At 45.7% G+C, this 20,966-nt stretch carries 16 protein-coding genes; 6 read left to right on the top strand and 10 right to left on the bottom strand.

Annotation, left to right across the window (positions count from 1 at the left end; translation table 11 throughout):
* The 5 genes from VPNCDNU1_RS22000 to VPNCDNU1_RS21980 form a co-directional block, all read right to left on the bottom strand.
* Positions 1-3,470, bottom strand: a 3,470-nt coding sequence (locus VPNCDNU1_RS22000) for a FimV/HubP family polar landmark protein (RefSeq protein WP_305848807.1), incomplete at its 3' end; no start/stop codon positions are given.
* 208 nt (positions 3,471-3,678) lie between these two features.
* Positions 3,679-4,692, bottom strand: coding sequence for an aspartate-semialdehyde dehydrogenase (locus VPNCDNU1_RS21995; RefSeq protein WP_101112678.1), 1,014 nt, complete (start codon positions 4,690-4,692; stop codon positions 3,679-3,681).
* The gene (locus VPNCDNU1_RS21990) at positions 4,676-5,821 is read right to left on the bottom strand and encodes a 4-phosphoerythronate dehydrogenase (RefSeq protein WP_104402329.1); all 1,146 of its coding nucleotides are present in this window, start codon (positions 5,819-5,821) and stop codon (positions 4,676-4,678) included. The genes VPNCDNU1_RS21995 and VPNCDNU1_RS21990 overlap by 17 nt, the downstream gene beginning before the upstream one ends.
* Positions 5,822-5,911: 90 nt before the next feature.
* The gene (locus VPNCDNU1_RS21985) at positions 5,912-6,907 is read right to left on the bottom strand and encodes a substrate-binding domain-containing protein (RefSeq protein WP_201797149.1); all 996 of its coding nucleotides are present in this window, start codon (positions 6,905-6,907) and stop codon (positions 5,912-5,914) included.
* A 15-nt stretch (positions 6,908-6,922) separates the two neighbouring features.
* Positions 6,923-8,269 carry an ROK family protein gene (locus VPNCDNU1_RS21980; RefSeq protein ID WP_104402328.1) on the bottom strand — a complete coding sequence of 449 codons (1,347 nt, stop codon included), beginning with the start codon at positions 8,267-8,269 and terminating at the stop codon, positions 6,923-6,925.
* A gap of 251 nt (positions 8,270-8,520) precedes the next feature.
* Between VPNCDNU1_RS21980 and VPNCDNU1_RS21975 the strand changes: the two genes are divergently transcribed.
* From VPNCDNU1_RS21975 to VPNCDNU1_RS21950, 6 genes are read left to right on the top strand one after another with little or no spacing between them, the layout of a single operon-like run.
* On the top strand, positions 8,521-9,333 hold the full coding sequence (locus VPNCDNU1_RS21975) for a sugar phosphate isomerase/epimerase family protein (protein WP_104402327.1): 813 nt from the start codon (positions 8,521-8,523) through the stop codon (positions 9,331-9,333).
* A gap of 56 nt (positions 9,334-9,389) precedes the next feature.
* Positions 9,390-10,502, top strand: coding sequence for a substrate-binding domain-containing protein (locus tag VPNCDNU1_RS21970; protein ID WP_104402326.1), 1,113 nt, complete (start codon positions 9,390-9,392; stop codon positions 10,500-10,502).
* Positions 10,503-10,511: 9 nt separating this feature from the next.
* The gene (locus tag VPNCDNU1_RS21965) at positions 10,512-11,675 is read left to right on the top strand and encodes a Gfo/Idh/MocA family protein (RefSeq protein WP_104402325.1); all 1,164 of its coding nucleotides are present in this window, start codon (positions 10,512-10,514) and stop codon (positions 11,673-11,675) included.
* A 12-nt stretch (positions 11,676-11,687) separates the two neighbouring features.
* Positions 11,688-13,298 (top strand): sugar ABC transporter ATP-binding protein, encoded by a 1,611-nt coding sequence (locus VPNCDNU1_RS21960; protein WP_201797148.1) that lies wholly within the window; start codon positions 11,688-11,690, stop codon positions 13,296-13,298.
* Complete coding sequence (locus VPNCDNU1_RS21955; RefSeq protein ID WP_104402324.1) at positions 13,285-14,226, top strand: ABC transporter permease; 942 nt, start codon at positions 13,285-13,287, stop codon at positions 14,224-14,226. Before VPNCDNU1_RS21960 ends, VPNCDNU1_RS21955 begins: the two co-directional genes overlap by 14 nt.
* 10 nt (positions 14,227-14,236) lie before the next feature.
* Positions 14,237-15,292 (top strand): sugar phosphate isomerase/epimerase family protein, encoded by a 1,056-nt coding sequence (locus VPNCDNU1_RS21950; RefSeq protein WP_104402323.1) that lies wholly within the window; start codon positions 14,237-14,239, stop codon positions 15,290-15,292.
* 131 nt (positions 15,293-15,423) lie between these two features.
* Here VPNCDNU1_RS21950 and VPNCDNU1_RS21945 read toward each other — a convergent pair whose 3' ends face one another.
* From VPNCDNU1_RS21945 to VPNCDNU1_RS21925, 5 genes are all read right to left on the bottom strand, one after another.
* Positions 15,424-16,554, bottom strand: a complete 1,131-nt coding sequence (locus VPNCDNU1_RS21945; RefSeq protein ID WP_104402322.1) for a Gfo/Idh/MocA family protein — start codon at positions 16,552-16,554, stop codon at positions 15,424-15,426.
* 41 nt (positions 16,555-16,595) lie between these two features.
* Entirely contained in the window at positions 16,596-17,375 is a 780-nt protein-coding gene (locus tag VPNCDNU1_RS21940; protein WP_104402321.1) for an ATP-binding cassette domain-containing protein, read from the bottom strand.
* Positions 17,375-18,355, bottom strand: coding sequence for an ABC transporter permease (locus tag VPNCDNU1_RS21935; RefSeq protein WP_104402320.1), 981 nt, complete (start codon positions 18,353-18,355; stop codon positions 17,375-17,377). Before VPNCDNU1_RS21935 ends, VPNCDNU1_RS21940 begins: the two co-directional genes overlap by 1 nt.
* A 118-nt stretch (positions 18,356-18,473) precedes the next feature.
* Positions 18,474-19,463 (bottom strand): sugar ABC transporter substrate-binding protein, encoded by a 990-nt coding sequence (locus VPNCDNU1_RS21930; RefSeq protein WP_104402319.1) that lies wholly within the window; start codon positions 19,461-19,463, stop codon positions 18,474-18,476.
* Between the two features lie 144 nt (positions 19,464-19,607).
* Positions 19,608-20,624, bottom strand: a complete 1,017-nt coding sequence (locus VPNCDNU1_RS21925) for a LacI family DNA-binding transcriptional regulator (protein WP_104402318.1) — start codon at positions 20,622-20,624, stop codon at positions 19,608-19,610.
* Positions 20,625-20,966 lie beyond the last annotated feature (342 nt).

Below are 20,966 nucleotides of genomic sequence, written 5' to 3'. Positions count from 1 at the left end.
GGCTCTGGCTCTGGCTCTTCAGATGGTAAGTCCACCTCGCCAGTGTCAACGCTTTCATCAGAAGTAATTTCAATATCTTCACTTTGAGATTGGCTTAAATCAGAATCCAACTCCGGCTCTAAATTCGAGCTATCGACAGGAAGATCTTCATTCGAAGTCTCTTCAATATCTTGCAAAGACTCTTCTAATGGGGGCTCTTCTATTGAGGCATTTTCTGACTCAGCCTCTTCCTCAGAACCATCAGAAACGCTATCTTCAGGTGCGCCTTCATTCTGGGGAAGTTCACCTATGTCTGGTAAATCTGGTGCATCTTCCTCAGTACTTACTTCGCCTGAGAACGCTTCTTCTTGCCAATCTTCAACGGGTTCACCGTCTTCTGATATAGAATCGGTATCCGTTTTCAGTGCGCTTTCATCAAGTTCACCAACGTTTGCATCAGTGAAATCTGGCTCTTCACGTGTTTCACCCATTAAAACATCAAGGGGCTCATCATCATGACCTTTTAATGAAAACGCTGTTTCTGCGTCTTGTATTGGCTGAGCAGGAAATTCCTCGGAAGTTGCTGAATCTAAGTTCGACTCCGTTTCTTCTTTCTGTTCTAAGTCATTGCCTAGAGTAGATTCAGTCTCGTCTGGCGAAGATGTGTCAGTGGCGTCAATCTCTTGATCAACGGACTCTTGCTCATCAATTTCAGGTTCGTTTTGTTCTGGAGCTACCTCTGAGCTACCTTCTTCCGATATATCGTCAACAGTATCAACGCCAGCTAATTCATCAGAATCTGGGACGACATCATCTAGCGCTTCTTCATGCTCACTTGCTTCAGTTAACTCATCTTTTTCGGATGACTCACCTTTATCAGCTAGTTCATCTACATCAGTAATCGCGTCAGGCGCTTCCTCGGTGCTTACGTTTTCTAACGCTTCCGGTTGTAACGGTTCTTGTTCAAAAGCATTTTCAAGCTCTTGCTCAAATGCGTTCTCTTTTGGTGCTTCTGTTTCCGACTCTTCCTGCTTTTCTTCAGGCTGCTCGGCATCGCCATCATCTAGATGGCTTTCAGATTCGAAATCAAAATCAAAGTCGCTATCCTGACTTTCAGATGCAGTGTTTGTGTCACTGAGCGTTTCTGAGCCTAGGTCGAAGTCATCCGCATCAAATTCACTTTCAACGGATGAATCTTCTTCGACTAGCTCGTCGAGTAGATCGGTACTTTCTGGGTCAACGCTTGCCTTAGATTCTTCTAAAACATCGTCGAGTAGGTCCGTACTGTCTTCACTCAACGATTCTGGAATATCGAGATCAAACTCTTCTTCATTTGAATCTTCAAGTACGCTATCAAGCAGATCTGTACTATCCGCATCAACGGAGGTTTTAGAGTCGTCATCGATAAAATCGTCTAGGAGGTCTGTGCTATTTTCATCTAGAGATTCGGGAGTGTCCTTTGAATCCGACTCGTCCAACAAGCTGTCTAATAGGTCTGTTGATTCAGGGTCTAATTGCTCCGAGTCTTCTGTTGGGCCGTCAATAACATCGTCGAGTAAGTCAGTACTGTCTGCGCTTAAATCGAACTCGGCAAGAATATCGTCAGTGGCGTCGTTGCTTATTTCATCTTGTTCTAGCGCTTCATCGAGAAGTGCATCGGGTTCTAAATTCAGTTCGGAATCATCGGCATCTAAAACATCATCTAGCAAGTCTGTACTACTTGAATCTAAGTCGGTACCAGCTTCCAACATATCATCGAGAAGATCGGAACCTCCATCATTGGTATCGTCGGCTCCTTCACTCAATAGTTCGTTAAATGCATCTTCACCTAACTCCGATTCAAGATCGATTCCATCAGCCGCTGCCGCATCACCTGAATTTTCGCTATTTTCCTCAGCGGATAGCAGAGTCCCAAAATCTAGGTCGTCGTCGGTTTCGGTGTCATCTATACCGGCAAATAGATCGTCTAGCGTAGACTGATCAAGCTCGTCAGCACCCAAATCCTCTTCTGGTTCATCAGAACTAAACAGTGCATCGATATCATCATTGGATAGTTCGTCATCACCCGATAAATCGAATTCTTCCGTCTCGTCTTCTGAGGTATCTTCTTCAATTTCCGGTTCGATCTCATCGAGAGCTCGTTCCATCTCCTCAAGACCAAGGGCTTGTTCGTCGGCATCTACACTGATTCCCGTAGCACTGGATTCAATATCTGTTAAGTCGGTATCTAGCTCACCATCTTCTCCGATACTCGCGAATGGATCGTCACCTTCATCATCAAGATTAAAATCAAGGTCTTCATCATTCAGGTCGCCAAAGACATCATCGGACTCTTTAGCTTTGTCGCCTTCTTCAGCTGAATCGTCGGAGAACGCTACATCAGACTCATCACCAAACAACTCATCGTCCAGAGACAGCTCTTCGTCTTCAATATCGCCAATGAGGTCATCATCTAGATTTATCTCATCAATTTCTTCGTCTTCATTCGCAGGAACTGGTGGCACTTCTGTCTGAGTTTGTTCTTGTGCTTCTTCCTCAGCTTCAGGTTCCTTGCGCCTGCTAAGTAGCATAACGACCAACAAACCGATTAATAAACCTGGGACCAACGCTAGTGCACCTAGCAATAAAGGGTTGCCGACAATTCTTTCCATCAACGTCGGTGCATTTTGCTGACTTTCTAGCTGCTTCATTTTTTCAGCATCAAGCAGCTTTTGAACTTCATCCCTAATGCGATTTTCATCGCCCAGTTCATCTTTGAGCGTATCCACCTCATTTTGAACTTCGGAAAGCATTAAACGAAGTTGATGGTTTTTTTCTTCGAGCGACGAAAGTTCACTTTCAGACATGTCGAGCTGCTCTTTCAGCTCATTCACTTGTCCGTTATCTTTCATCGCAGGTTTTGGATCTACCATCGGCTCAGCTTTTGGCTCTTCCTTAACCATTTCAGATTTAGGCTGAGTCGATACGGTTTCTTTCGGCGCTTCTATTTTCGGCTCAGCGGGCTTTGGCTGAACCACCGCAGGTCGAGGCCTTTGAGCTGGCTGTGTTGTTTGATTATTATTTTGCCCATCAAGTCGAGCTTGGTGAGCCGACATAATTCTTACTGCATTGGCCGTACTTTCAGATTGGACTTGCTGTAATGAGGGTATACGAAGAGTGCTGCCTGGAGTCAGGCTATGAATATTTTGGTCTTCAAACGCTTGCGGGTTAAGGCGATAAATCGCAAGCAAAGTTTGTTGAACCGTAAGGCTATTTGCTGGTCTTAAAGCCGTAGCAATACCCCACAGGGTTTCATTTCCCCGTGTTGGACCATAAAACAAAGAGGGTTGCCCCTGAGAGGCAGGTTGTCGAATCTGCTCAGCGAAGCGTGGGGAGTCTGAAACCTCTCCGTTGGAACCAATAACTCTGATGGTATCAGCGGTAGCCACTGGAATTTGAGTCGAGACCATCAGAAGCAAGGGCGTTAACAAACGCTTGAAAAAATGATGCATATAAGGCTCAGCTTTCTTGCTTTCTTATCTTGAATAATAATGTGATCTGCTAAATATATCGGATAAATGTCGTAAAACTATAGCGCCCGCACGAAAAAATGTGTGTCCGAGTTGATATTCGTACCATTCTTACTCAATTTTGCATTTTTTGAACAAAATAGAAGCAAGAAAAAAGCCTCACAATGTGAGGCTTTTAAAATAGTTATACTTAGAAATAGTCCCGAATTAGCACTTCGGCGATTTGAACGGCGTTTGTTGCCGCACCTTTTCGTACATTGTCTGCCACAACCCAAAGGTTTACACCGCTGTGATGACTGATGTCGTTTCGGATACGACCGACCATTACGTGGTCTTTACCACCAGCATCACGAACTTGTGTTGGGAACTCTTCACCATAGAACACTTCGATACCATCTGTTTGCTCTAAAAGCTGCGCGACTTGATCTGCATCGATAGGCGTTCTGGTCTCGACGTGAACAGCTTCGGCATGACCATAAAATACAGGTACTCGAACGCAAGTTGGGTTAACCATGATAGAAGCATCGTTGAAGATTTTTTGAGTTTCCCAAACCATCTTCATTTCTTCTTTGGTGTAACCGTTATCCATAAATTTGTCGATTTGTGGAATACAGTTAAAAGCAATCTGTTGGCTGAATGCTTTTTCTTCCACTGGCTTACCATTCAACAAATGTGCAGTTTGACCTGCTAGTTCGTCTACCCCTGATTTACCCGCTCCAGATACAGACTGGTAAGTAGATACGTTAATGCGCTCGATACCAGCTTGATCGTGGATTGGCTTAAGCGCAACAAGCATTTGAATTGTTGAGCAGTTTGGATTCGCGATGATATTGCGATTACGAAACTCTGCAATGGCTTCTGGATTCACTTCTGGTATGACTAGAGGTACATCGTAGTCGTAACGGAATTGGGACGTGTTGTCGATAACAACAACGCCTTCATCTGCCGCAATTGGCGCCCATTTTTCTGAAAGGCTGCCACCTGCCGAAAATAACGCGATGTGTACTTGTGACCAATCAAAATCTTCCACATTTTGTACACGAATGGTTTTTCCATTGAAGCGATACGTCTTACCTTCACTGCGCTCGCTCGCCAATAAGTGTAATTCTCCAACTGGAAATTCACGCTCTTTTAGCACTTCAAGAATGGTTTCACCCACGGCACCTGTTGCACCTAATATTGCAACATTAAATTCTTGGCTCATTTGTTACCTCAATTTGAAAACCTAGTTTAGCGAGTGGTTCGAGATTGCACTCGTGATTCCCCACTAAAGTGACGGCACTGTATTCTCGTCTATCCCAATAATTTTTGCGCATTTCATCAAACGCACCTGCTCGGGCAATATTACGACGGAATATGGCGTCATCGTGACGGACATCATAAATCAATTGAGTAAGATTGTGCAGTGTTGCGTTGTCCCACGCTCGGTCCAGTTGAACTTGCGGCACAGGCGCTACAGGTAACAACTCAGATGCGTAGACTCGCTCCTTCTCGCCTAAGAACTCACAAAAAGAGTTAAAAATCATGGTAGTACCGCGTGCTTTACCCTCTAAACCATAGCCGGCAACATGAGGGGTAGCAAATGCGAGTAATGGAAGTAACTCCATATCGACTTCTGGTTCAAATTCAAAGACATCCAATGCAGCTGTAAAGCCGTCATTGCGTTGTAAACGCGTTTTCAAAGCTGAATTGTTAACGACAGGACCACGGGCTGCGTTGATCAGAATTTGATCCGCACGCATGGCTTCCAAGCGAGTTTCATTAATGATGTGATGAGTCGGGTGCTCGCCATCACGAGTAATTGGGGTGTGCAGCGTAATAATGTCAGACTGCTCTAGTAGCGTGTCTAGCTCTGTAAATTGGCGGTTGTCGCCTTCTGCCTGCTTGATTGGGTCATTCAATAGAACCTTAATGCCCATACCTTGAAGGCATTTAGAGAGATAAGAACCTACCTGTCCCGCTCCAATAATGCCGACGGTTTTATCGAATACAGAGAACCCTTGCTGTTGCCCTAGAATCATCATCACGCTAAATGCGTATTCAGCAACACCAACTTTGTTACAACCCGGTGCAGCCGTAAAGAAAATGCCTTTTTCTTTTAACAGCGCTTGGTCTACATGATCCATCCCTGCTGTTGCTGTCCCGACAAATTTCAATTTATTGGCTTTGGAAATCAGTTCTTTATTCACTTTGGTTACAGAGCGAATCATCAAGCCATCCACATCGACCAAATCTTCGGCAGTCATGGTACGTCCTGGTTTCAAAACCACTTCACCTAGCTGGCTAAAAAGCTTTTCAGCATAAGGCATGTTTTCATCAATAAGGATTTTCATTTCAATTGAGCAAGAATACGTTAGAAAAGATGCACTGATTCTGCCCCAATCAGCGCTGAGTTAAAAGCTTGTTGTGTCGTCGATAGTTGTTTAACGGGCTTGAATTATCTCTGGAGAAGCGGGGGCACGCCACACTTCTTGGTAACGGGTAACAACGTTTTCTTGCGTTACAGGCAAACCAGGTAATGCAATCCACCTTGGAACAACCTGCCCTAACATAGCAAGTACTCCAGTATGCGCGGCAGCAACACCTAAGAGATAAGGTTGCTGAGCCGCTATGCCGATCAAAGACTTCCCTTGAGCAAGTTTGAGCGAGGCTTCATGACCAAGATCAACGGTTGTCACTTGAATATTGGTCTGGATCTTGGCAAGCGCATTGAGTGCCGACATTGCAGGTGTATCCCACACTGCAAAAATACCGGATAGATTCGGGTGTGACTTTAGCAATGCTAAAGCTTGCTGTCCGGCTAATTCAGGCGCATTAAAACTTTCTGTTTCTAGTGTCAAGTCAGGTCGGTATAACTTCATCCAACGTCGAAATGCAATTTCTCTCTCGTTGATTGCATAAAAATCTTCACTATAAGTAAGCATACCAATAATGGCATCTTGAGGCAGTTTGTCCGCAAGTAACTGTGCACTTATTATCCCTAACCCAAAATTATCTGAAGACACTAAAGAAACATAGTCATTTCCAGGAAGAAGCCCAGTCGGTACATTATCCAATAGAATAAGGTGTATTCCTGATCGGGAAACCATTCGGTGTGCTTCAGCCACATCAGTATTGGCTACGGGTATGGAAATAATGGCATCTAAAGGTTGACTGCTTAGTTGTGACAATGCCGAGATTTGCGTTTGAGCATTGAATTGGCAATCCACAACTTCAGAAACAACGCAGCCACAATCACCCAATGTTCCAACAATGCCAGCAAGTTGCAAGCGAGACCAATCACTGTTCAACGTATGCATAACAATAGCAACACGATATTGCTTACGACGCGCCGCCGCTATTTCCGTTTCAGCAAGTACGACACTATTTGCACCTTCAGCTCGCTCGCCATGCGGTCCTAGTCCATTCATTGACATCATACGTCATTACCTATTTTAGATACTTGATGACTTTGCAGCGTGAACACCATCATAATCTTCGACACCCTGCTTTGCCTGTAACGCAGTTTTCTCAAAAGACTCACTTGTTATGGGTGAACCATACGCAATCCAATTTTGGAGTAAGTTGGGCTCGAATAACTCATCAACCACAACCATAGCAGCTCCAACCAGTGCTGCAGAACTGTCCATTTGGGAGCGTACAATCTGTAAATCACGAGTAACTAGAGGGTGAGAACCACCATATATTCCCTCTCTAAACGCAGCTAACAACGTATCGTTGGTTTGAGGCAACGCCCCTCCCAAAACAATCAAAGAAGGATTCAACATGGTGACGATTGACGCAACAACCTGTCCAATATACCGCCCTGCGGAGAGCAAAATATCCATACTGACAGGATCCCCCATCTGTGCCGCTTGCCCCACGTCTACTGCAGTTAAGTACCCCTGCCTTGAATATAAGTCCTTTAAAATTAAGCTATCACCACTTTTGGCAACAGCAATCCCAGCGTTAGCAATGGCATCGTTACCAGCAAGACTTTCGAGAGATGTACTGTTTTTCTCACGGACAACAGGCAATTGACCTATTAATCCAGTAACGCCATGCGCCCCCCTGTACAACTGTCCGTTAAGGACCATACTGGCGTTAATACGCTGACCCACCTTGATGAACATCATGTTCTGAATTTCAGATTGAGCACCCGCATAAAATTCTCCTACCGCCATAGCTTCAACACTGCTTCGCAACCAAACTGGTGCGTTAAAGTGTGCGGTGAGAGATTCGACAAGCGGATATTCTGACCATGACGGTAAAAAATGCGGGGTCTGCGACCAAAAATCGTGCTCGGGCATTGAATTTACTGGGCCAGGAACCGCTAACCCTATTCCCCAAATAGCACTATCGGGTTTTTTCTTTTCGATAATCCACTCAAATAAGGTAATCAAACGGTTGGCAACCAAAGCTGGCGACTCACTCAAATCGTACTCTTCGTGGTGCTCTACTAACAAGTTGCCTGACAAGTCAGACAAACCAACGCCTAGAGCAGAACTATCCAATCGTGCAACTAAAATGTATCCCGCTTTTTGATTAAATTGAACTAGTCTTGGCGCGCGTCCCCCAGATGCCACTCCTCTTTGATTTTCCTGAATCAAATTCATGTCAGACAATACCAATAGCCTATCTGCAACAATAGCTCTACCTAGCTCACTTTCACGCTCTATCGCCTGTCGAGTATCTGCTGTTCCACAACGGATCAAGTTCAAAATCGTCGATACACTGCGGATTCCACTCGCCTTGATCTTTAGATGCGATCCTCTTGTCACCATGTTCTTTTTATTTGCCATTTGATAACCAATAACAGCCCTTCATCAAGCTAAATACATTAACAGTATTACAACAATGTATAGCTTCATTGAGCAAATGTCACTCCTCATATATCGCAAACAACACTACTTTTGCATATTTTCAGCAAAAGTAGTTAATCTTATGTTGAAATATTAATCATCAGGTGTATATTTGTTAATTATTGGTTAAATATTGAGCGACAAAACAAGTTTCTTCCGTCACTTAATATGACAAAAACAAGGAGTAACGCATGGCTGCATGGAAGTTGGCTTATCAAGCTAATTGTTGGGGACCTTTGGGAGGGAATGCTGTTGGTGTTACCTCCACTAACCAACTCACTTATAGAACATTTGCCGATATGTCTGTTGCGTTTCGGGAAATTTCTCAAGCGGGATATCAAGGGGTCGAGATATTCGATGGAAATCTGCTCGACTATGACGTTAGAGAGTTTAAGAACCTACTACTAGACAATCAGCTCTCGCTTGTTGCTGCATATTCAGGTGGGAATTTCATCTATAAAGACATTCTTGATGAGGAGCTAGACAGAGTTCGGAAAGTAGCGGATCGCGCGGCTGAATTGGGCGCCCCTCACTTGGTTGTTGGAGGAGGTGCACAACGTTTTAGCGGCATTCAAGATGGTGACTATAGCCGGTTGGCAGATGCACTGAACCAAATCGATACCATTGCAAAAAGTCGTGGATTACAAGGGCATTACCACCCTCACCTTACAACCATTGTCGAAACACCGGAGCAGGTAAAAAAAATCTTCGGTCAAACATCGATCCATTTCTGCCCAGACACTGCCCACCTTGCCGCTGCAGGAGGAGACCCTGCTCTGTTGATCCGCGAACATGCTGAACGAATAAGCTATGTTCACCTTAAAGGCTGGCAAAAAGAACCCTTTGCTTTCACCCCGTTGGATAGAGGAAGTCTTGATACTAAGCCGATCATTGATGCATTGAAGTCCGTTCAGTATCAAGGGTGGATTACGGTAGAACTCGATGCTTGGGAAGATCCATTGCAAGGCGCTATCGCCAGTAAAAAATACCTTGAAAACGTCTGAGACTGATCTCTCGGCAATCTAAGCTCCATCAATGTATGAGGAAAGGAAACCACGTCATGATGAAAAATACACTACTCGCAACCACCGCATCATTAGCCATGATGTTTAGTTCAGTAACCACAGCGGCTGATCCCACTCAGGCTCTAAAGGATCTGGAAACCAGTGTCCTTTCCAAAGGACCAAGTGGGGAAGACCCAAGCCCTGCATCATCACTATCACTCAGTGCAAGTGAGCTCAAAAAGATTAGAAGTATGAATGCCACTGCTGCCATTGTTATGCATTACGGAGGGAATGACTGGTCTCGCGCTCAGGTCGAAGGGCTCAAACATCAGTTTGGAGAAATGGGTATCAAGGTTATCGCTGTTACAGATGCGGGATTTAAACCTGAGAAACAGGTATCGGACATAGAAACTGTTATGGCTCAAAAACCAGACATCATTGTTTCCGTTCCTACCGACCCAGCAGCCACCGCTTCAGCCTATAAAGCTGCCGCTGATGCAGGTGTGAAAATTGTGTTTATGGAAAACACGCCTCCTGGGATGAAAGCTGGTAAAGATTATGTCTCTGTCGTTTCTGCAGATAACTACGGGAATGGCGTTGCTGCTGCGCACCTTATGGCAAATGCCCTAGATGAAAAAGGAGAAATCGGTCTGATTTATCACGCCGCAGATTTCTTTGTGACTCGCCAGCGTTACGACGCGTTTAAGGCAACCATTAGTGAAAACTACAACAAAATCAAAATCGTAGAAGAACAAGGGATTGGCGGTCCTGACTTTTCTGGAGATGCAGAAAAAGTGGCTTCTGCAATGTTAATCGCCAACCCTGATATAGATGGTATCTGGGCAGTATGGGATGTTCCGGCAGAAGGTGTCATTTCAGCTGCACGAATAGCTGGGCGAAATGACCTTGTTATTACAACGATAGATCTAGGTGAAAACGTTGCTATTAACATGGCTCAAGGCAGCTATGTTAAAGGGCTTGGTGCTCAGCGTCCTTTTGATCAAGGCGTTGCCGAAGCAACCCTTGCGGGCTATGGTCTTTTGGATAAAAAAGCACCCGACTTCGTGGCACTGCCAGCGTTACCCGTCACAAAAGACAATTTGTTGGAAGCGTGGAAAATCGTTTATCGAACTGACGCCACTAAAAATATTCAGAAAAGCATGAAGTAAGGGACCGTTATGACCAAGTCTATTAATGTTGCCATGATTGGCGGCGGTTTCATGGGCAAAGCTCATGCAATGGCATACGCTTCCATGCCCATGTTTTTCTGGCCAGCTCCTGCTATCCCTATTAGAAAGGTGGTCGTTGATATCAATGATGACTTAGCTAAAGAAGCAAGAGATCGCTTTGGTTTTGAAGAGTACAGCAGCGATTGGCGTAGCGTGGTCAACCGACCGGACATTGATGTTATCGATATATGCACCCCAAACAATGCACACGCTGAAATAGCCATCGCAGCTGCTAAGGCAGGAAAACACATTATTTGCGAGAAGCCTCTGGCGCGTGGCGCCGAAGAAGCAGAAACCATGCTGAATGCCGTTCAACAAGCAGGTGTGATAAACATGGTTGCGTTCAACTATCGGCGAACCCCTGCCGTGGCTTTAGCCAAAAGGTACATTGAAGAAGGTCGAATAGGCCATATTATTAACTTCCGAGGTACTTACCTACAGGATTGGTCAGCCAATCCAGATGGCCCGCTGTCTTGGCGATTCCAAAAGAAAATTGCTGGGTCTGGCTCTGTCGGCGACATTGGTACACACGTCGTCGATATGGCTCACTATCTCGTAGACGATATTTCTGACGTCATGGCACTGACCCCGACTTATCACAAAACTCGCCCATTACAGCAAAGTGGATTCGACAAACTTGGCGCTTCAGATAAAGATTCTTCTGCACCAAGAGGAGAAGTGGATGTCGATGACGAAGTTGTTTCCATGCTCAAATTTAAAAATGGTGCCATAGGAACACTCGAAGCCACTCGAAATGCACACGGCAGAAACAACTTCATCACTTTGGAAATACACGGTACAGAAGGCTCTATTTACTTCAACTACGAACGGCGAGATGAGTTAAAAGTGATGTTCGCTGACGATCCATCCGACGCCCGAGGTTTCAAAACTGTGTACACCGGTCCTGCTCACCCATACGGAGATGGTCTGTGGCCAATTCCTGCGCTGGGGATAGGCTATTCTGAAACTAAGATTATTGAGTGTTATGACTTTTTCAAAGCTGTTGCAGAAGGCTCTCAACCTTCCCCTAACTTTGCTGAAGGCTATCTGATTGAACGAGTGGCAGATGCACTATTGCGATCAGGTAAAACACAACAATGGGAAACGGTTTAGTAAGGAGACTGGGTGATTAGCACTTCTGATTTGGATAGAGCCTCCTCAGTTGAGGCTCTTGCTGTAGACATGCAGCAAATTTGTAAATCTTTCGGCGGTGTCCAAGCACTGACAAACGTGGATTTCAAATTAAGAAAGGGAGAAATCCACGCATTGCTTGGTGGCAATGGGGCTGGGAAATCGACAATTCTAAAAGTACTTAATGGAGTACATAGTCCTGATGATGGCTCGGTTTATGTCAATGGTCACCCTGTCACCAAGTTTTCACCTCAAACAGCGAGGGAAGCGGGTATTGCCATGATATACCAAGAGATGAGCTTGGTTCCCACACTCACTGTTGCGCAAAATGTGTTTCTAAACCGTGAGGTAAAAAACTCGTTAGGGATGATTGATGACTTATCTGCTGAAAGAGAAGCTAGTGAATTGTTCGACCTTTTGGGTGTAGAAGTTAGCCCCTCGACAATGGTTGCGGATTTAGGTGCTGGACAGAGGCAATTAACTGAAATCGTAAAAGCGATTTCCCAAAAAGCCAAAATTCTCATTCTAGATGAACCGTCTACCGCATTATCTGTTGAAGACGTGGAACGATTGTTTCAATTTTTGAAGAAGCTCAAACATGATGGAGTATCGATTGTATATGTCTCTCACAGAATGGACGAAATAGCTCGTATAGCGGATCGCGCGACCATTTTTCGTGATGGTAAACATATTGTAAGTGCTGATATCTCCGAGCTACCGCTTGATACCATCATAGAGCATATCGTTGGTCAAAAATCGTTTGGATTATCGGATCTAAACTACCAGCCACAAGCGACTGGTGAGACTCTGCTTGAGCTAAAAAATGTGTCGGGTAACGTTAAACCAAATAACGTCAATCTCAAGCTAGCAAAGGGAGAAGTTGTTGGGCTGGCTGGGCTTTTAGGTTCCGGTCGCTCTTCGCTCGCGAAAATGCTCTTCGGGTTAGACCCTATGATACAAGGAGAGATCTTCGTCAATGGATCCGCTACGGAAATCTCATCACCACAACAAGCCATAAACTCTGGTATTGCACTTGTCCCTGAGGCAAGAGCGACCCAAGGGGTTATAACGTCTCATGCGGTGTCGTCAAATTTAACACTGGCGACGCTCGATACCTTAGCCAACCGAACTTTAGTTAATAGGGATAAAGAAGAAACTTTATCTCACCAACAGATCTCCAACCTCGCTATCAAAACTGAATCATCTAGTAGCCTTGTATCAACATTATCTGGTGGTAATCAACAAAAGGTCGTGATTGGTAAATGGCTTGCTACAGACCCTGATCTGTTGATTCTAGATGAGCCTACCGCGGGTATAGATATCGGCTCTAAGTCCGAGATTATTCTCCTTATCCGGCAACTCGCTAAAGCAGGGAAATCCATTCTTATGATTTCTTCTGAATTGAGCGAGTTACTGTCAGCATGTGATCGCTTTGTCGTAATGTCACAAGGAAAAATTACCGGTGATTACCCACGAGATGTGCTGTTCGATGACACTGATGCGGGTGTCGATACGCTTCATCAGCTACAAGCTGCTGAACAAAAACTTCAAATAATTATTCAGCAAGCCTTGTCAAAGGAAGGAGCCAAATATGGCGATTTATAAGTACTTGTTGACCAATTGGCGACAAAATATCATTTATATTGGTTTTGCCATTATTTTTCTCATTTTCTCTCTCACGCTTAGCGATAGAGGGTTTCTAGACCCAAACAACCTTCTTAATATTGTTCGTCAAACGGCAATGATAGCGATTATGGCTATTGCCATGACCTTTGTTCTTTCATCAGGTGAAATTGATCTGTCTGTCGGCGCGGTCGCGGGGCTTACCTCTGTTACTGTTGCAATGGCTATAGATGTTGGAGGAATGGGGTTTGGATTGCTGGCAGGGTTAGCCACTGGGATCGCTGTAGGTGTCTTCAATGGGCTACTTACCACCAAAATTGGCATTCCATCTTTCTTGACAACCTTAGCAATGATGGGAATAGCCAAAGGCATAGCAATGTGGATAAGTGACACCGCGGCTGTGCCGATCATTTCCCCTACATATACTTGGCTTTTTGGTAGTGGTTCAATTGGTATTGTGCCAGTCCTGTTAATTTGGACACTGATTTTTGCTGTGATCGGTCACATTGTGCTGAGGCGAACAACATTCGGACGTAGGGTATTAGCTACTGGCGGAAGTGAAACCGCTGCACGATATTCTGGTATTAACACCAAGTCAGTCAAATTCCGAGTGCTCGTAATATCCTCTCTTGCCGCTGCAATGGCTGGAATGCTTTATGCTGGTCGGTTGCACTCGGGGCGCTTCCAATTAGGTGAAGGGGATGAACTATCGGTCATTGCTGCCGCAGTGCTTGGCGGAACCAGCCTTTTTGGAGGCATGGGCACAGTTATCGGTACCGTCGTTGGCGCTTTAATGATAGGGCTAATCAATAACGGTTTGATTTTAATGGGATTGGAATTCAGCCAACAACTGATAGCTCGTGGGGCAATCATAATTTTAGCCGTTGCATTGAGCAGGAAAGCTCAATAAGGAGAAATACATGAGTTCAATTAAAGGACCCGGCATTTTTCTTGCGCAGTTTGCAAGTGATCAGCCACCTTTCAATACATTGGAAGGCATCACTCGTTGGGCAGCAGGTCTTGGGTACAAAGGTGTTCAGATTCCCACTTTCATTCCTTCTCTTTTTGACTTAGAAACCGCATCTGTCAGCCAAACGTATTGCGATGAAATTTTGGGAGTATGCGCTGAATCTGGTGTTGAAATAACGGAATTATCTACACACCTTCAAGGGCAACTCATTGCTGTAAACCCAGCCTACGATCAGTTATTTGATGGCTTCGCACCACCAGAAATAAAAGGCAATACCAAAGCAAGGACACAGTGGGCGACAAAGCAGCTAATGATGGCAGCAGACGCAAGCCAGCGTTTGGGGTTGGCGGCATCCGTATCCTTCAGCGGTTCATTGGCTTTTCCTTACCTGTATCCTTGGCCACAAAGACCAAAAGGGCTAATCCAAGAAGCGTTTCAAGAATTAGCGAATAGATGGAAACCCATACTAGATAAATACGATGAGTGCGGTGTGGATATCGGGTACGAGATCCACCCCGGTGAAGATCTTTTTGATGGTGCCACGTTCGAAATGTTTCTCGACCATGTGAACCAACACAGCAGGGCTAAAATTACCTACGATCCATCTCACTTCCTGCTTCAGCAATTGGATTACCTCGCTTTTATCGATCTTTACCATGAGCGAATTTGTGCATTTCACGTAAAAGATGCGGAATTCAATCCCGATGGTAGGCAAGGTGTTTATTCTGGCTATCAGGATTGGATACACCGAGCAGGTCGCTTTCGTTCGGTAGGAGATGGGCAAATAGATTTTGCCGCCATTTTCTCCAAACTCACGCAATATGGGTTCAATAGCTGGGCTGTTCTGGAATGGGAGTGTTGCATAAAATCCAGCGAACAAGGAGCCCGAGAAGGCGCGCCGTTTATTGCTAACCATATCATTCAAACAGCCAATCAATCTTTTGACGATTTTGCTTCCAGTGACATTGATAAAGACAAGATTAAAAATATGTTAGGTATCGACTAACTTCAGCCAGACCACTTCAGATTTAAATTCAACTTCAATACCTAAAACATAAAAGCATGCGGAAAACGGCTCCACATGCTTTTATTTTCCTAAGGTCCGTAGACCTTTCAAAATGGTTTAAATCCGCCTAATTATCTATGTTCTTCCAAGTCATCTATGTTCTTCCAAGCCCCGCCGTTGTTTGCGGATTCAACCGCCGCTTCAATAAAACATAACCCTCTGACACCTTCATCCACCCCAGGAATATCAGGTTTCTGTGCCGAATCACCTAGAAACCAGTCTGCGAAATCAGAATAAAGCCTTGAAAACGCTTCCAGATACCCTTCAGGGTGACCAGCGGGGATACGTGCAAAACCTTCAAAACCCGCTCCACCTTTCACGCGTTTCTGGGTGGGCTGGTCAATCAGGGACACCAGCAGTTCATTAGGTCTTTCTTGATGGAAGATCAAACTACCCTTCTCTCCCATGACTCTGAGCTGCAGACCGTTATCGAAACCAACCGCTATCTGGCTTGCCCACATCATGCCTTTTACATCATCTTCAAATTTGAACAGAATATGGGCGTTATCATCCAGCTGGCGATCAGCACCAAAGCTGGTGAGATCAGCAGATAACGACTGTGCTTTCTTGCCTGTCACGAACTCTGCTAACTGCAAGGCGTGCGTTCCTATATCTCCAATGCTGCCGCCTTTGCCAGAAGTTGCGGGGTTGAGTCGCCACTTCGCCTGTTTTCCATTCTCAGAATCTTTCGCCAGCCAACCTTGTACGTACTCCATCTGGATAACGCGAACGTTTCCGATCTCACCGCTTTCAACTATTCGCTTGGCTTCCCGAATCATTGGATACCCTGAGTAGTTGTGGGTCAGCATGAAGAACACTTCAGAAGACTGTACGAGCCGACGAAATGCCATAGCGTCACTGAATGTCGATGTTAAAGGCTTATCACAAATGACATGGATACCCTGTTCGATAAACACTTTGGAGACGTCGTAATGCAGATGGTTTGGAGTGGCAACGACGACCACATCAATGCCATCCTCTCTTTGAGATTCTTGCTCTGCCATGATTTTGTAGTCGGAATAAATTCGGGATTCTTCCAGGCCCAAAGCTTTGCCCGACTCTAAACTGCGCTCCTGGGTAGAAGAAAGCACGCCGGCACATAGCTCGTATCGCCCGTCTATGCGTGCTGCGACGCGGTGCGCCTCTCCAATCAAGGCATCCTTACCGCCGCCAACCATGCCTATGCGTATTCTTTTTTCCATTTCTGACTCCTTTCCCTGACACTCGCTGTTAGGGGCTGACCTTAGGCACTTTCATGTGCCGCGGCTTGCTCGATATGTTCGCCGCTGTCACCCACAATGGCACTGACGATTTCACTCATACTGGTTTTCTCTGTATGCAGTTCTTGTGCAACCACACCCTGACGCAAAACCACCACGCGATCTGTCACGCTTAAGACGTCATTTAGTCGGTGAGAAATGAGGATCACGGACACCCCTTCTTCCTTGAGTTTGCGGATCAGATTCAGCACGCTTTGTACTTCTTTCACCGCCAGCGCTGCTGTAGGTTCATCCATAATCACAATTCGTGGGTTAAAGGTAAGTGCTCGGGCAATGGCCACGGTTTGTTGCTGACCACCAGAAAATGCACCAACCGATCGTTGAATATCAGGCAGGTGCGCCCCTAGCCTGTCGATCATCAATTGGGATTGCGTGTTCATTTCTGCTTTGTCTATCAACCTCGGTCCCCAACCAAACAGACGCTTGGTTGGCTCCCTACCTAAAAATATATTGCTTGCGACATCCTGCTGTTTGGCAAGAGCCAGATCCTGATAGATCATTTCTATCCCTAGCTCTCGCCTCTCTCCCGGTGTTTTTCCGTTTATTGGAATATCGTCAAGCGTGATGCTGCCATCGTTTTCTTTATAGATACCGGTGATGGTTTTCATCAGCGTGGACTTACCTGCCCCGTTGTCTCCCACTAGCCCGACGACTTCGCCAGCGTGGATGTCCAGATCGACACCATGCAGAACCTGTACTGCACCGAAGTGCTTTTTCACTCCCTGTAATCTAAGAAGACTCATTATTTACTCTCCTTTGATTGGTACTGATCGACAAAGACGGCGAAAATCAGCACCGCGCCTATGGCCATCTGTTGGTAATAGCTTTGCACCGCGAGTAGGTTCAGACCGTTTTGAAGCACACCCATGATTAGAGCGCCAATCAGTGTTCCCAGAATCGAACCTCTACCACCAAACAAGTTGGTGCCTCCTATAATGGCGGCGGTAATCGCAGTCAGCTCGTAACTCAACCCCGCGGTTGGATCGCCCGAGTTCACCCTTGCCATAAAAATCAGGCCTGCAACACCAGCCAGAATTCCCGATAGTGTATAGAGGGTGATCCGCAATCTGGATACGTTGATACCAGCCGTTTTCACAGCCTGTTCACTGTCGCCCAACGCTAGGGTGTGGCGACCAAATCGGGTGTATGCCAATACGATGTGCATCGAAAACGCCAGAATAAGAAAGAGCAGCGCGGGCATTGGGATACCAAAAGGTCTGCCTTGTCCAAGGTAAACCAGAAAATCAGGCAACCCGTAAACGACCCGACCATCAGTGATGACAAGTGCCAGACCACGAGCAAGCCCCAGCATTCCCAAGGTGACAATGAAAGCAGGCACTTTCGCTCTGGTGACCAGAAAACCATTTACACCCCCGGCCATTGCACCTGCGAGTAAACAACCTGTAATGCCAATCAGTGCGCTATCGAACATGACTGCCAGAGTCGCACCAACAACGCCGCTCAGACCCATCACAGAACCTAGCGACAAGTCGAGCCCGCCCGACCCGATAACAAAGGTGGCAGCAATAGCCAGCACACCAATGGTCGCCGTTGCTAAGATAATGTTCAGAAAGTTATCGACAGAAAGGAAATAGGGAGAAAGTGCGGTCATTACGACGCAGAGCCCTAAAAGAACGACCAACGATTCAAGCCTTACATGAAACCTGTCTACCGTTGTCTTTTGCCATCGAATCCAAAAATTAGAGGCATGCTCAGACTGCATGAAATACATCCTTGTTTTTCTACTTTGAAAGACCTTCCTCACACAGAACGTTTCCGGTTCTGCGCGAGGAAGTGTTGCGTACCTTGTTACTCGCTCAAGTATTTACACATAGTTGAAGCTATTTCACAAACTCCAAAAGGGGCTCGTTACCGCTCTCCATGACTTCTTTCGTCAGTACAAGTGTTGGGACGTGGATGACACTTTCTGTAGATTCACCACTCATGATTTTCTTCACGCGTTCCACTGCCTGCTTACCAACCAAATAAGGTAACTGAGCAATCGACGCATTCAGGCGACCAGACTGGATTGATTTCACGGCATCCGAGTTACCATCTACACCGATAACCGTCACTTGACCGCCTTTCCCAGCTGCATAAACAGACTCCACAGCGCCTAATGCCATTCCGTCGTTTGCAGCAAAAATACCGACAAGATCAGGATGACGAATCAAGATATCGTTCGTTATCGACGCAGCTTTACCGCGGTCCCAGTCACCCGGCAGGCTAGCTGCCACTTTCAACCCTGGAGCAATCGATTTCAGTTTATCGGTGAAGCCATTCACGCGTTTTTGACCAGTAATGTTGCCGGACAGCCCTTCAATAACGAGTACTGCACCTTGCGCATTAGAACCAAGTTGCTCTGTCAGATACTGAGCGGCTTGCTGACCCGCCGCAATATTGTCGGAACCAATCTGGAATGCGATATCGATTTTGGCTCGCTTGAGGATGTCTGGGTCTAAGTTACCGTCCAGATCGACAACCGGAATACCGCGTTCCTGTGCTTTGGAAAGACATGGTAATAAGTTGGTGGAGTTGATTGCCGCAGTGATCAAAGCACTCGGTTTTCTTTGCAACATGGTATTACACACGTTGAGCTGAGATTCCGCGGCCTGATCACTTTCAACTGCTTGGATGAAGTAAGGCGTGCCGGATGATTTCGCGGCTTCCTCTACCCCTTGTCCCATGGCTCCCCAAAATGGGTTGGAAAGGGTTTTCATTAGTACACCAACTTCCCCGTCTGCATGTACTAAGGGTGAGCTGATCGCTAACGAAAGCGCTGAAAAACAAAAAATAAATCGGTTTATTTTTTTGAATTTACTGAATTGCATAATTCACTCCTTCGAGATTAGGAGCGTGCATTGAATCTATACATCGCTCCAGACTTCCTAGTCTTGGTCATCTGAATCTCAGACGACCGGCTTGATACCTCTCTATACCCAGTTACTCAAGATGTGAGTTACTTGGGTATAATGTTACTGCTCCACCTTTTTGGTGGACTCCCTAAAAACGACATCGCAATGCTCCATTACCGCAGTTGCTGACGTGTTTAAACCTTCAATTCTGTTAAATAACGCACCAATTGCACGCTTAGCAATAAGCTCTACGGGCTGAATGACTGCCGACACTGACGGGTAAGTCACTTGCATCCACTCCGCATCGTCAAAACCGATTAGCCCGATATCATCAGGGCAATGTATATGCTTGCGCCGAAACTCGGTTAGGGTCATCAATGTACTTTTCGCAAACAGTGAATACATGGCACTGGGCTTTTTACCGTCCAGATATTCACTCAGGGTTTGTTTTAGCTCACCAATGTCTTCGGGAAGAATGAGATCGACCGTCACTTTTTCATCCCAGTTACGAGTCACCGACAAGAACCCTTCTACCCTTCTTTTTGTCGTCGCCCTGTCTCTGTTAATCCCAACAACGGCAATGTGCCTGTGCCCGTCTTCACATAACTTTTGTGCCACCTGTTTACTTGCGCTTACGTCATCGACACTGACGGTATCAAACGTTTTGTTTTCGGTAACACGGTCAATCAGTACCGCATCAATGTCGGACTTTTCCAGCATCACAGAGCCCATACCTTGCTCGCTAGTAACGGGCGCTAACACGATCCCGGCTACACGCCAGTCTTCTAACCGCTCAATCAAATGCTGCTCGCGAGACTCACATTCGTTGCTCGACATCGCAACCATGGTGTAACCGCGCTTCTCAACATACCTTTCAAGGTTTGCCACAAGATTTGAGAAAAATTCACCCGCCAGCTCAGGGACCACTACACCAATGATTCGACGTTTTTCCCTTCTCATGTCCGATGCCATAGGATCAGGTCGATACTTCAAAACCTCTATGGCGTTGTTAATGCGCTCCACGTTGGCTTTTTTCACAGTTGTCACACCATGAAGCACTTTAGATACGGTGGCCGGAGATACCGAGGCCATCTTCGCAACGTCGTAAATTGATGGTCTTTTCTTCGATGGGGGCATGCATAATCCTTTGCTGATATCTCTAGGGTCTGTTGACCTTTCGTGGTGAAATTTTGTTCGAGTTCTATGTGTTTTAATCGCGGCGCAAGGTCTTTAGCCTAGTCATTCTAAGTAAATACCTTACAACAAAGAGTAAAGCGCATAGAACCGAACCCTTTGGGCAGCATTTGTGACTGCGTTACCGCTTATTGATGTAGAGCGACTACACCGAATAAGCGCTGCCTTGTGTAAAGAACCCACAAATTGCTGCAAAAATCATCTCGAAAGGTTAACAGACCCTATTATTCTCTTCGAACCATCTTAAATTCTAAACGCAAAGTTTCAAAAATAAATCGATCTACT

It is taken from the genome of Vibrio penaeicida, from assembly GCF_002933855.1.
In the GTDB taxonomy this organism is placed as follows: domain Bacteria; phylum Pseudomonadota; class Gammaproteobacteria; order Enterobacterales; family Vibrionaceae; genus Vibrio; species Vibrio penaeicida_A.
Note: the sequence above shows the minus strand (reverse complement) of the source record. Positions and strands in the feature narration are given on the sequence as shown.